Origin of the sequence: Sorangium sp. So ce367, assembly GCF_051520455.1 — a bacterium.
Classification (GTDB): Bacteria; Myxococcota_A; Polyangia; order Polyangiales; family Polyangiaceae; genus Sorangium; species Sorangium cellulosum_B.
Map to the genome: position 1 here is coordinate 8,062,631 of NZ_CP150334.1, position 12,863 is coordinate 8,075,493.

General features: G+C 70.3%; 11 protein-coding genes. 8 read left to right on the forward strand and 3 right to left on the reverse strand.

The features are described 5' to 3' along the window. Nucleotide 1 precedes the first annotated feature (1 nt). A complete protein-coding gene (locus tag WME97_RS30385) occupies nucleotides 2–1,807 on the forward strand; it encodes a hypothetical protein (RefSeq protein WP_437542479.1) in 1,806 nt (601 codons plus the stop codon). A 206-nt stretch (nucleotides 1,808–2,013) separates the two neighbouring features. On the opposite strand, the gene WME97_RS30390 is transcribed toward WME97_RS30385, so the two are convergent. Further along, a complete protein-coding gene (locus tag WME97_RS30390; protein ID WP_437542480.1) occupies nucleotides 2,014–2,544 on the reverse strand; it encodes a hypothetical protein in 531 nt (176 codons plus the stop codon). Nucleotides 2,545–3,035: 491 nt separating this feature from the next. After that, nucleotides 3,036–3,806, reverse strand: a complete 771-nt coding sequence (locus tag WME97_RS30395; RefSeq protein WP_437542481.1) for a hypothetical protein — start codon at nucleotides 3,804–3,806, stop codon at nucleotides 3,036–3,038. Nucleotides 3,807–4,599: 793 nt separating this feature from the next. Between WME97_RS30395 and urtA the strand changes: the two genes are divergently transcribed. The 5 genes from urtA to urtE all read left to right on the forward strand — a co-directional run bounded on the left by urtA (nucleotide 4,600) and on the right by urtE (nucleotide 9,592). After that, entirely contained in the window at nucleotides 4,600–5,829 is a 1,230-nt protein-coding gene (gene urtA / locus WME97_RS30400) for an urea ABC transporter substrate-binding protein (RefSeq protein WP_437542482.1), read from the forward strand. Between the two features lie 127 nt (nucleotides 5,830–5,956). After that, entirely contained in the window at nucleotides 5,957–6,853 is an 897-nt protein-coding gene (urtB, locus tag WME97_RS30405; RefSeq protein ID WP_437542483.1) for an urea ABC transporter permease subunit UrtB, read from the forward strand. Between the two features lie 14 nt (nucleotides 6,854–6,867). Further along, the gene (gene urtC / locus WME97_RS30410; RefSeq protein WP_437542484.1) at nucleotides 6,868–8,001 is read left to right on the forward strand and encodes an urea ABC transporter permease subunit UrtC; all 1,134 of its coding nucleotides are present in this window, start codon (nucleotides 6,868–6,870) and stop codon (nucleotides 7,999–8,001) included. A 57-nt stretch (nucleotides 8,002–8,058) separates the two neighbouring features. Then, nucleotides 8,059–8,886, forward strand: a complete 828-nt coding sequence (gene urtD, locus WME97_RS30415) for an urea ABC transporter ATP-binding protein UrtD (protein ID WP_437542486.1) — start codon at nucleotides 8,059–8,061, stop codon at nucleotides 8,884–8,886. 4 nt (nucleotides 8,887–8,890) lie between these two features. Next, nucleotides 8,891–9,592, forward strand: a complete 702-nt coding sequence (gene urtE, locus WME97_RS30420; protein ID WP_437542487.1) for an urea ABC transporter ATP-binding subunit UrtE — start codon at nucleotides 8,891–8,893, stop codon at nucleotides 9,590–9,592. A 213-nt stretch (nucleotides 9,593–9,805) separates the two neighbouring features. On the opposite strand, the gene WME97_RS30425 is transcribed toward urtE, so the two are convergent. Then, complete coding sequence (locus WME97_RS30425; RefSeq protein WP_437542488.1) at nucleotides 9,806–10,654, reverse strand: DUF4351 domain-containing protein; 849 nt, start codon at nucleotides 10,652–10,654, stop codon at nucleotides 9,806–9,808. Between the two features lie 997 nt (nucleotides 10,655–11,651). Here WME97_RS30425 and WME97_RS30430 point away from each other — a divergent pair. Then, nucleotides 11,652–12,524 carry a formylglycine-generating enzyme family protein gene (locus WME97_RS30430; protein WP_437542490.1) on the forward strand — a complete coding sequence of 291 codons (873 nt, stop codon included), beginning with the start codon at nucleotides 11,652–11,654 and terminating at the stop codon, nucleotides 12,522–12,524. 84 nt (nucleotides 12,525–12,608) lie between these two features. After that, nucleotides 12,609–12,845: a hypothetical protein gene (locus tag WME97_RS30435; protein ID WP_437542491.1), complete on the forward strand. Its 237-nt coding sequence runs from the start codon at nucleotides 12,609–12,611 to the stop codon at nucleotides 12,843–12,845. Nucleotides 12,846–12,863 lie beyond the last annotated feature (18 nt).

Consider the following 12,863-nt stretch of genomic DNA (forward strand, 5'->3'; position numbering starts at 1 on the left):
CGTGGGCGCGCGCGGCTCGGCCGGGCTCGGCCTGCGGTTCACCCTCGTGGCGCTCGGCTGCGCCGGCTGCAACGCGCTGCTCGGGCTCGAGGATGGCATCCTCGTGGAGGACGGCTGCCCGCCGCTCTCGACCATCGCCTGCTACAGCGGGCCGCCGGCGACCGAGGGGGTCGGCGCCTGCCAGACCGGCCTCATGCGGTGCGACGCCGCCGGCGACAGCTACGGCCCCTGCGAGGGCGAGGTGACGCCTGCGCCGGAGCGCTGCGGCAACGCGGCCGACGACGACTGCGACGGCGCGATCGACGAGGCGGACGGCGACGGCGGCCGGCCCGAGGATCCCTCGGCCGACGGCGGCAGCGCCGTCTGCGCCTGCGCCCCCGGGACCGTCGAGCCGTGCCCGTACGGAGGACCGCCGGGTACCGTGGGCGTCGGCGCGTGCCGCGCCGGACGGCGGACGTGCGGGCTCGACGGCCGGTGGGGCGCCTGCGCCGGCGAGGTCACGCCGCGGGTCGAGGACTGCAGCACGCCGGCCGACGAGGACTGCAACGGCGGATGGGACTGCGGCGCGGTGCTCCCCGGCGGACCGCTCGACGCCCTCCTCGGCGGCGCGGGCCAGGAGCGGGCGCGCGCGCTCGCGGCGGGCCCCGGGGGCTCCGCGATCCTGGGCGGCGAGTTCGCGGGCTCCCTCGATCTCGGCGCGGGGCAGCTCTCGACAAGCGCCGAGCAGGACGTCTTCGTCGCGTGGCTCGATCCGGACGGCACCGTGGCGTGGGTGCGCCAGCTCGTCACCGAGGGGCGAGGCTCGCTCCAGGCGCTCGCGGTGGATACCGAGGGCAATGTCGCGATCACGGGCGAGCTCGTGGGGAAGATGGACGACCTGGGGCTCACGGCCGACGCGCCGCTGGGGTTCGTGATCAAGCTGGACGACTGGGGCGAGCCACAGTGGAGCGCGGTGCTCCTCGGCAGGCCGCAGGACATCGCGGTCTCGGCGCGGGGCGAGTTCGTGGTCGTCTCGACGCTGATGGATCCCGGCGGGACGGACGTGGCGGTGGCCAAGCTCGACACGTCGGGCGAGCTGCTCTGGAGGCGGGAGTTCCGCGGCGCGGGGAACCAGGAGCCGACCGGTGTGGCGGTGGACCCGCGCGGGGAAGTGGTCATGACAGGGACCTTCGAAGGCGAGCTCCAGCTCGGCGACGACGCGCCCCGGCTCCTGTCCAGGGGGATGAGCGACGTGTTCCTGGCCAAGCTCGACGAGGGCGGCGAGCACATCGCGTCGCTGGCCTTCGGAGACGGCCGCCAGCAGCGCGGCGGCGACATCGAGATCGGGCCGGACGGCGAGATCGCGCTGAGCGGGACCTTCGACGGGATCCTCGATCTGGGCGGCGGCGAGCTGTTCTCGGAGGGGATGTCGGCGTTCGTGGCCGAGCTCGGGCCTGCGCGAGAGCACCGCTTCAGCCGGGCTTACCCCGCGGAGCGTCCGCCGCGCCTCGCGCTCGAGGCGGACGGCGGGCTCGTCCTGGCGGGCGACGTCGATGGCCCGACCCACCTCGGCGGGGGGCCGCTCGACGGCGGCGGCAGCGACATCGTCGTGGCGCGGTTCGACGCCAGGGGGCGCCACGTCTGGAGCAAGCGGCTCGGCCCGGGCGCCGGGAGCAGCGGCGGGCGCCGGTCCGCGGCGGGGGTCGCGTCGTTCGTGGACCGCGGCCACGTCCTGCTCGCCGGGACCGTGGAGGGCAGCGTGGACCTCGACGGCGCCACGGCGGAGGCGTCCTGGTCCGACATCCTGGTGGTGAGGCTCTCGCCGTAGGGCGCCGGCGATCCCTGGCAGGTTCGCGTCCGGCAGGACCGCTCATCGCAGGGGGCTGCTCGACGCGCGCGACCCCGAGGGTCGCGGCAGGACGGTACGCGACAAAACAGGACAGGCGATCTCGTCGAGATCGCCTGTCCCGCCCGGCCGGCTCGGATCACCTCAGGATCGATGGCGCACGACGCCGGCCCTTCGCCCGAGAGCCATCACTGGCAGGTGCCGAGGCACTCGAGGTACGGGAGGCACGTCGCATCGTCCTCGCAGGCGGCCGCTGCGGCCTCGATGCAAGCATCGTCATCGGCGAGGCGATTCAGGCACTCCACGCAGTCGGGGTTGTTCGCCTCCATGTTGATGCTGCCGTCATCGTTGCAGACGTCGCTCGTGGCGTCGGTGGTATCGCACACGCTGGCGCACGAGGCGTCAGCCGCGCAACCGCACTGCTGGAACCCGTGAACCCCGAGGGCATCCAGCCCTTCCGCGTACGTCTCATCACAGCAGTCCAAGCACTCGTCCTCGGTCCCGGAGTCGGAGCACTCCTCGGCCCCGCCCGTGCCCGAGCCGCCCTCGCCCGTGCCGCCTGATCCGCCCTCGCCCGTGGAGGTCGACGACGTGCTGGTGGTCGAGCCCGAGCCGCCCGAGCCGCCGTCGCCGCTCGTGTCGCCATCACCGCTCTTGACCGTACAGGCCGCCATCATACCCACGCTGATCAGGATCGCTGCGAAACCAAAAGCTTTCATGAATCCACCTCCAGACGAGTAGGGTCGCGCCGCGCGGCTCGTAACTCGGCACTACACGTCGAGCGACGTCGCCGGACCACGCTTCCTGTGCACTTCAACGCCACCGTCGGCGCCGGGCGCTGTTCCTACACCAGAATTTTACGTGATGGTATCTGCTTCGTGCCTACAGCTGCGCCTCTGCGCCCCAAGCGGTCGCGCGAGGAGCACGCATATCTCTGCACAATGTGCGCGCAATCCGCCGGGACAGATCGGTTGTCAGCAGTTTTATGCAACAGGAGCAGACCCTAGCACAGGGCAGGTGCGGGAGATCAAGCGGCTCCGCGTGGATAACCTGCTCCAGGGGAACGCGCTGGGCGCGCGAGCGACCTCAACGGCAGAAGTGAGACAGGAGGCGCCCACCAGAGCTCGCTGGTGGTCTGTCGCGCTCCGAACGATCGAAATCTCGATGGAGCGGCGGCGAGCTCTCGGCCCTTTTGCTTGCGCGGGCGGTATTACGAGCCGCCCGCGGCGCGCCGCATGGCGCAGTCGAGGTCGCCTTTGCAGGGGTCGCCCGCTGTACGCGCGCCGCCCGGGCTCGCCGGCGGCGCGGCGGTCGCCGGTCCACTGCTCTCCGCGACGCGCTTCGCCGGCGCCTTTCCCCCGGCAGCGGGGGCGGCGGCTGGGGCCTTCGCCCCGCGCTCGCGCGTCTTGTCGCCCTTCTTCTTGGCCGGAGGCGCCTCGGCGGGCGCGGCCGCGGCCTTTGCTTCCACCTTCGGCAGCTGCGCCAGCGCCGCGCTCGCCGCGTGCCGCACGCCGGGCTGCGCGGCCGCCTGGAGCGTCTCGCGCGGGGCGCCGAGCCACACAGCGCCGGCGACGACCGCCGCCCCGAGGACGCCCGCGATTCCGTAGCGAACGCCCGCTGCCCGCCGTGCGCGCGGCGGGCGCAGGTCGATCGGGACCTCGGAGGGCACGGGCGTGAGATCGGGCGCCCTGAACGCCGGCAGCTCGGAAGGCACGCCGAACGGAAAGATCTCCAGGTAGCTGCTGCGCTCTCCGTCGCCTGCGGCGGACCCGCGGCCATCCTCCATCCCGGAGCTCCTCGCGCCGCGATCGGCCCGCGCGCCGCTCTTGATGGAGGCGTCCTTCTCCACCGCGAGCAGCGCGCTCAGGGAGATCACCACCGAGTTCTCGTCCCGCGGCCCGGCTGCGACGCCGTCCGGCGCCGCTCCGCCGCTCGTGGATCGGCCATCCGTCTCGCCGGGCAAGTGATTCGTGCTTCTCATAGGCTCCACCCCGCCTGCCCTCCGTGTCGACCGAGCACAGGGCGCAGACAGCATCTATCAGTGTACCCGCCATTTACCGCTCTTGATACAAGTTTTTTACTGCACTGGAGAGCGCACCTGGTCGCCATAGCTCGCAACTGCTCGCCATAGCTCGCAACTGCTCGCCACAGCGCCGGAGCTCGCAGCTCTCGTGCGCGCAGCGGCCAGAGCGCCCCACACCGTGTCGGCTCAAGCGACATCGGGCGTGACGACGCCGGGCGAGGTCGCGCGTGCGCGCGCGCCCAACGGCGCCCCACGCTCGACACCCCGCGCTCCGCGCTCCGCGCCCCGCGTGCGGTGCATCACACCGGAGCCGTAACCGGGGCGAAAACTAGAGCGGAACGAGAACAACGATGGATCGCTCGACGCGCTTTGTGGTCAGAAATCCAAACGGCCTGCGGAAAACGCACGGCGCCTGCCGGCCGGGCGACATTTCACGTCGACGAAACCTCGACGAAACATGGCACTCGGCATAAGGCCTTTCACCACGACGTCGTGTGGCTGGCCCTTGTCCGGGGACCGCGTTCTGCTGTGCAGGGCGGCCATCGGGTGTGTCCAGCCGGGAGTCTTCACTGGCCGGCTCCCGAACTCCCAACGGCTCTTGTGCAGTCGAATCGCCGCGCCGCGTCGATGCAGGGCATTGGACGCGCCCTCGGCACCCAAGGAGGATGCGTTGAATATGTACACGTCTGGGTTGGACGTTGAGGATCGGCCGGCGGCGGGCACCTCTCGGCGTCGTACGCTCTGCGTCGCGATGGCGGCGCTCGCCGGCGCGGCCCTGCTCTCTGCCTGCGGCAAGGCGAACGACGAGGCTCCCGCGCCCGGGGCTGCGGCGCCCGGGGCGCCCGCCTCGGACAGCGGATCCATCAAGGTCGGCGTGCTCCACTCGCTGAGCGGCACCATGTCGATCAGCGAGGTGGCCGTGAAGGACGCGACGCTGCTCGCCATCGAGGAGATCAACAAGGCGGGCGGCGTGCTCGGCAAGCAGCTCGTGCCCGTGGTCGAGGACGGCGCCAGCGACTGGCCCACGTTCAACGAGAAGGCCAGGAAGCTCGTGCAGCAGGACGCCGTGGCGGTCGTGTTCGGCGGCTGGACCAGCGCCAGCCGCAAGGCGATGCTGCCCTCGTTCGAGGAGCTGAACGGCCTGCTCTTCTACCCGGTCCAGTACGAGGGGCTGGAGCAGTCGCCCAACATCTTCTACACCGGCGCCGAGCCGAGCCAGCAGATCGTCCCCGCGGTCGACTACCTGCTCGAGAAGGGCAAGAAGCGCATTTACCTGCTCGGCTCCGACTACGTCTTTCCGCGCACGGCCAACAAGATCATCAAGGCTCAGCTCGCGGCGAAGGGCGGAGAGCTCGCCGGCGAGGAGTACCTGCCCCTCGGCGGGACCGAGGTCAGCACGATCATCAGCAAGATCAGCGCGGCCAAGCCCGACGCGATCTTCAACACGCTGAACGGCGACAGCAACGTGGCGTTCTTCAAGCAGTTCAAGGACGCCGGCTACACCGCCGACAAGCTGCCGGTCCTCTCGGTGAGCGTCGCCGAGGAGGAGGTGCGCGGCATCGGCGCCGAGAACATCGCCGGACACCTCGTCTCGTGGAACTACTACCAGACCACGGACACCCCCGAGAACAAGAAGTTCGTCGACGCGTACAAGGCCAAATACGGCGCCGCGCGCGTCACGGACGACCCCATCGAGGCGGGCTACTTCGGGGTCTACCTGTGGAAGATGGCCGTCGAGAAGGCGAAGTCGACCGAGGTGGCCAAGGTGAAGGAGGCCGTGAAGGCCGGAGGCATCGAGTACAACGCGCCCGAGGGCCTGGTCCGGCTCGACGGGAAGAACCAGCACACCTGGAAGACGGTCCGCATCGGCGCGGTCCGGAAGGACGGCCTCATCGACGAGGTGTGGAGCTCGGGCAAGCCGGTCCAGCCGGATCCGTACCTGAGCGCGTACCCCTGGGCGAAGGAGCTGGCCGCGAAGTAGCGGGCCGCGAGCCCGAAGCCCGGATCACGGAGCCGCGGAGGGCGCGGGGGCTCGTCAGGACGCCCTCCGCGCCTCCGCGGCCCGAACCTCACTGTGCGCGGCGTCTCGATCGGTTGGGTGCTCTAGAATGAACGAAGTTCTCCTCCACGCCTTCAATGGCCTGAGCCTGGGCTCGATCCTCCTGCTCATCTCGATGGGGCTCGCGTTCTCCTTCGGGCTCATGAACGTGATCAACATGGCCCACGGCGAGTTCATCATGGCGGGGGCCTACACGACGTACGTCATCGGGCACCACGTCGCGCCGCTCGTCGGGGGGACCGAGGCCGGGCTCTGGTTCCTGCTCGCGCTGCCGGCCTCGTTCCTCGTAGCGGGCGTGCTCGGGCTCGTGCTCGAGCTCACGATCGTTCGCTTCCTCTACGGCAGGCCGCTCGACACGCTGCTCGCCACGTGGGGTGTCGGGCTCGTGCTGCAGCAGGCCGCGCGGAGCCTGTTCGGCGCGTCCAACGTGCAGGTCTCGAGCCCCTCGTGGCTGAGCGGCGGCGTGGCGCTCTCGGGCGGGACGCAGCTGCCTTACAAGCGGGTCTTCCTCATCGCGCTCGTGATCGCGTGCATCGCCGCGGTCTACACGTACCTGCACCGCTCCGCGGGCGGCAGGCGGCTGCGGGCCGTCATGCAGAACCGCGAGATGGCCTCGTGCCTCGGCGTCCGCGCGCGCCGGGTCGACGCCGCGACGTTCGCGCTCGGCGCCGGGCTCGCCGGGATCGCGGGGTGCGCGCTGACGCAGCTCGGCTCGATCGGGCCGTCGCTCGGGACGAACTACATCGTCGACGCCTTCATGGTGGTCATCCTCGGGGGCCTCGGGCGGCTGCCTGGCACGGTGGTGGCCGCGCTCGTGATCGGCGTCGCGAACACGCTGCTCGAGCTCTCGACGACGGCGTCGCTCGGCAAGGCGCTCGTGTTCGCGCTGGTGATCGCCTTCTTGCAGTGGCGTCCGACAGGCCTGCTCGCCCTGCGCACACGATAGGAGAGGACACGGACATGGCCCCTCGAGACTCTGCCCTTCGCAATTTCGTCTGGACCTGGGGAGCGCCGCTCGCCGTGGCGCTGCCGCTCCTCGTCGCGCCGCTCGTGCTCTCCGATTTCCGCCTGAACCTGCTCGGCAAGTTCCTCACGTACGCCATCGTCGCCCTGGGGCTCGATCTCATCTGGGGCTATGGCGGGATGCTGAGCCTCGGGCAGGGGCTCTTCTTCGGCCTCGGCGGCTACGCGATGGCGATGTACCTGAAGCTGGAGACGTCCGGCTCGCGCCTGCCCGATTTCATGAGCTGGAGCGGCCTCGAGGCGCTGCCCATCTTCTGGGAGCCGTTCCGCTCGCCGGTCGTGGCCCTCTGCGCCGTCGTCCTCCTGCCGATGGCGATCGCGTCCGCGGTGGGGTATCTCGTCTTCCGGAGCCGCGTCCAGGGGGTGTATTTCTCGCTGATCACCCAGGGGCTGACGCTGATCGCGTCGATCCTCTTCATCGGCCAGCAGGCGGTGACGGGCGGCACGAACGGGATCACGAACCTGAAGACGATCTTCGGCTTCGCGCGGGGGGCGACCGGGACGCAGACGGTGCTCTATTTCGTGACGCTCTTCTGCCTCGGGGCGCTCTATCTCCTGTGCCGGAAGCTCACCCAGTCGCGCTTCGGGCGCCTGCTCGTGGCGATGCGGGACGACGAGAACCGGGTGCGCTTCCTCGGTTACAACCCGGTCACGCTGAAGACGCTGGTGTTCGCGCTGTCGGCGGGCATGGCGGGCATCGCGGGCGCGCTGTTCGTCTGCCAGGTCGGCCTCATCTCGCCCTCCTCGATGGGCGTGATCCCGTCGGTCGAGATGGTGACCTGGGTGGCTGTCGGCGGGCGCGGCACGCTGATCGGCGCGGTCGTCGGGGCGATCCTTGTCAGCCTGGGCAAGAGCGCGCTGAGCGAGTCGTACCCCGAGGTGTGGCAGCTCGGCTTCGGCGCGCTCTTCGCGGCGTCGGTCATGCTGCTCCCGAAGGGCGTCTCGGGCTTCCTGCAGCGGCACGCCGCGAAGCTTTCGCGCCGCGACACGGGCGGCGCGGCGGGGCCGGCGAGCGGGGATGAGGTCGACCCGGCGGCGGGCCCAGAGGCGCCGGCGACGACCGGTCGCTGAGGGGGAGGCGCGGAGATGAGCGGAAGCGAGCACAGAAACGAGGAGAGGAGCAGCGCGATGAGCCGCGGCAACATCGTCGAGGTCCAGCGGGTGACGGTGAGCTTCGACGGCTTCAAGGTGCTGGACGAGCTCGACTTTTCCATCCAGCGCGGGGAGCTCCGGTTCCTGATCGGGCCGAACGGCGCGGGAAAAACGACGCTGCTCGACATCCTGACCGGCAAGACGAAGCCGTCGAGCGGACGCGTGGTGTTCCACGGAGGTGGGGAGTCCGGACGGGAGGCCGTGGAGGTGAATCGCCTGCCGGAGCACGCCCTTGTGCGGCTCGGGATCGGGCGGAAGTTCCAGACGCCGGCGGTGTTCGGCAGCCTCACGGTGCTCGAGAACCTGGAGGCGGCGATGGGCTTCCGGGAGAGCGCGCCGGGGCTGCTCCGCGGGCTGTCGGCGCCGCAAGAGAGGGAGATCGCCGAGACGCTCGATCGGGTCGGGCTCCGGCGGCGCGCGGACGTGCGGGCCGCGGTGCTCGCGCACGGGGAGCGGCAATGGCTGGAGATCGGCATGCTGCTCGTGCAGCAGCCGAAGCTGCTGCTGCTCGACGAGCCGGTGGCGGGGATGACCCGGCGCGAGCGCGACCGCACGGGGGAGCTCGTCCAGGAGATCGCGAAGCAGCGGTCGGTGCTGGTGGTGGAGCACGACATGGAGTTCGTGCGGCGCTATGCGAGCACGGTGACGGTGCTGCACGCCGGCAGGCGGCTGTGCGAGGGGCCGGTCGAGGAGGTCCAGGGCAACGCGCAGGTGATCGAGGTCTATCTCGGGCGGGCGCACGACGCGGGGCACGCGCGCGGCGGGGCCAAGGCGCCGGCCGAGGCTCAGGCGGAGGAGCGGTAGCAGCATGCTGGTTGTCGAGGATCTCGCGGTCTATTACGAGGAGAGCTGCATCCTGTCGCAGGTCAGCCTGGACGTCGCGCCAGGGCGGGTGTCGTGCCTGCTGGGCCGCAACGGGGTCGGCAAGACGACGTTGCTCAAGGCGATCATGGGCGTGCTGAAGCCGCGGCGCGGCAAGGTGACGCTCGACGGGGCGGACCTCACGGCGAGGTCGCCGAGCGACAGGGCGCGCGCGGGGATAGGCTATGTGCCGCAGGGGCGAGGGATCTTCCCGTACCTGACGGTGCGAGAGAACCTGCTCATGGGCTTCGAGGCGAAGAGCGATTCGACGCCTAGCCCCGCTGCGCTGGAAGAGATGATGGAGATGTTCCCCATCCTCAAGAAGTTTCACGCGCGGGCGGCCGGTACGCTGAGCGGCGGGCAGCAACAGCAGCTCTCCCTCGCGCGGGTGCTGCTGAGGAAGCCGAAGCTGCTCTTGCTCGACGAGCCGACGGAGGGGATCCAGCCGTCGATCATGCAGGAGATCGGCGAGGTGATAAAGGGGCTCGGACAGAAGGGGGATATGGCGATCTTGCTGGTGGAGCAGTTCCTGGACTTCGCGCTCTCGACGGCGAGCGAGTACCTCATCATGGATAATGGGGGGATCGTGCGGCGGGGGAGCGTGGCGGAGTTCGACGACGAGATCGCGAGGGAGTTTTTGGCGGTGTGACGGGATTGCCAAACGGCCCGGCCCAGGGAGAGGGAGTTCGCGGCGTGGCGCTGGGCGGGGGCCCCGCCGAACTCGGCTGGGACGTCCTCTCTCCGGCGCGCTGCGCACGCCGGAGAGAGGACGTCCGCCCTCGCGGTGCGCTGCACGCTCCCCTGGACCGAGCCGGCGCGCCGGCGGTATCGCCTTATTGGGCGATCTCCCCAGCAGCGGTCCTCAGCTCGGCACGTCGAGCACTTCGGCGAGGGTTGTTGCGCTGAGGACGCGCTCGGCCCAGAGCTCGAGCGCGGCGCTCTCGGCCGCCTCGATCCGGGCCACCGCGGCTTCCGGCAGCTCACCGAAGCGAGCCCGCAGCTGCCGCAGCAGGATGGCACGCTCTCCTTCGTGGCGTCCCTGCGCGACGTACTTCTTGGCGAAATCGCTCTGGTATTCGTAGCCCTTCACCATCGCCTCCAGGGCCCGCCGGGCCGTATCGTCCAGGGAATTTAGCACGAGATCGCCGTAGAACCTGGCCCTGTCCTCGTCGAGCGCTCGGATGGCGGGCAGGACGGCGGCGGCGATGTTCGCGCCCTGCTCGCCCGCGCCGTGCGCGAGGGCGGAGAGCACGCCCAGCTCGGGGCGTCGGGCCGCCTCAGCCGTGTCCGTCACGATCGGAACCGCCTCATGCCCCAGCACGGGCGGTCGCAGGACGAAACCCGGGATGCCGGTCTCGATGGGCTGTGCGCACCAGGCGGCGACGTCGGGGTCGGGGGCGACGACGAGCAGGCCGGCCGGGCATCGGTGAATGGCGCGCGCGCCCATGGTGTACTCGGGCCAGGTGAAACGCTTTCGAGGATCGATGGCGAGCTGGACCTCGACGATGAGCACCGAGACGGGGAGTTCGTCGCCGAGCAAGAGGACGACGACGTCGGCGCGGTACTCGGCAGGCTGGATCTGGGTGAGATCGATCGAGGTGGTGCGCGCTCCGGAATGTGGCGGCAGCGGGACGCCCAGCACCTCGACGAGGAGCTCAGCGGCGAGCGACGGGCGGTTCTTGAAGAGATCGACGAGGATCTCGTGGTCCATGGACGGCATCGTGCGGTGGCTCGCAGGTGCTTGAGCTCCGGGAATGCGCGGGGTCTCGCCGGCGAAGGTCTCGCTTCGCAGACCGCATCCCGATGGCGCGCGGAGGAGTTGATATCAGCGCTCCGGGAGGAGCGCACTCGAAATATCGACGTTGAGCAGCAGAAATAGAGACATCATGAGGGCGACCTGCGCGTAATGCCGTGAGTCTGCGCGCCCTGCTACCCCCCTCTCATCGAGGCCGCGGAGGGCGGGCGGCACGGCTGCGGCGATCGCAGCGCCCTGCTCGCCAGCGCCGTGCGCGAGGGCGGATAGGACGGCGAACTCGGGGCGTCGTGCCGCCGCGTCGGTGTCCGTCACGCTCGAAACCGCCTGCCGCCCCAGCACGGGCGTGCGCGGGTCGAGCGTGCGGCGGCGCAGCAGGGCAAGAGGGGGAGGACGCGCGTGGGTGGACAGCGGAAGCGTGTCAGCAGTAGGACGAGGCATGGCGAAGCGGACGGGCGCGAGATGGCTGTGGGCGGCGTGGGCGGCGACGGCGGGCGGCTGTGCGCTGGTGGCGGGGCTGGAGGACGGATATTACATCCAGAAAGAAGGCAGTGGCGGGAGCGGAACCGGAGGCGAAGCCGGCGCCGGAGGGGAGGCTGGAGGCGGGATGGGAGGCGCCGGGGGAACTGGAGGCGGGATGGGAGGCGCCGGAGGGGAGACTGGAGGCGGGATGGGAGGCGCCGGAGGGGAGACTGGAGGCGGGATGGGAGGCGCCGGGGGAGCTGGAGGCGGGATGGGAGGCGCCGGGGGAGCTGGAGGCGGGGACGAGTGTACGCCGGCCGGGAAGGAGTGCGTCAGGCAGACCTGCGTCGACGGGAAGTGCGTTGGGGAGTGCGGCCCGGAGGACGTGCGTTGCTCGGAGGAGAATCGCCCGCAGCGGTGCGGAGAGCGCGGGGCGTGGGAGGACGCCGAGCCGTGTGGTGCGGCGGCGCCCGTCTGCAGTCGAGAGGCATGCGTGACGCCGCCGAGCTGTGTCGGCCTGGCCCAGACGTGCGGTCGTGACAGCAACGAGAGCTGTTGCGCGACGGGGGAGGCGGTGCCCACGGGCAAGTTCAACCGGAGCAACGACACCGCGTATCCAGCGACGGTTAGCGGATTCCTGCTGGATCGGTTCGAGGTGACGGTGGGTCGCTTCCGGAAGTTCGTGGAGGCGTATCCCGGGAGCAAGCCTGGGGCGGGAGCGGGAGCGCACCCGAAGAACATCGCAGGGAGCGGGTGGGACGCGGCGTGGGACAGCAGCCTGCCCGCGGATGCTGCGGCATTGAAGACCGCGGTGAAGTGCAACTCGACCTACCGGACCTGGACGGATGTAGCAGCGGAGAACGAGCATCTTCCGATGAACTGCCTGAGCTGGTACGTGGCGTTCGCGTTCTGCGCGTGGGACGGAGGCCGACTGCCGACGGAGGCGGAGTGGAACTACGCGGCAGCGGGAGGGGGAGGAGCAGACGGTCAGCGGGAGTATCCGTGGTCGAAGCCGCCGAGCTCGACGACGATCGACAGCATGTACGCGGGGTATGAGTGCGGGCCTGACGGCTCGTGCGCATTCAGCGACATCCAAGCGGTGGGGTCGAAGTCGCCGAAAGGGGATGGCAAGTGGGGTCAGGCGGACCTGTCCGGGAGCCTGTGGGAGTGGGTCTTGGATTGGTACAAGGACCCGTACGACTCGCAATGCGATGATTGTGCCAATTTAGCATCTACCTCGCCCCGGGTGCTCCGGGGCGGGAGCTGGGGCTACGGTGCGTCGTACCTGCTCTCTTCCCGCCGCGGCTACGACGTCCCGTTGGGCCGCGGCGGCGGCGTCGGGGCCCGGTGCACGAGGACACCGTAGCAACATCGCACAAGTATCGCTTACATGTATCATTCCCCTTGAAACTTGATCCTTGAACCCTTGATCAAACAAGGCTCCCCACCGATGTCGGGCGATAGCAGCCGCAACGCAGGGAGCCGGGGGTCCGGGGACGGAGCCCCCGGCCCCGCTGCAGCGCCGGTGATCGCCGTCCGCATGGAAGCGCTGCTCGCCTGGGTCGCCGAGCGCGTCGCCAAGTTCCCCCGCGAGCACCGCTTCACCGTCGGTGACCGCCTCCTCCATACCTGCGTCGACGTCACCGAGCACCTCGTCGAGGCCTCGTACCGGCTCCCGTCCCCTTGACGCCGCCCGCCCGGCGCG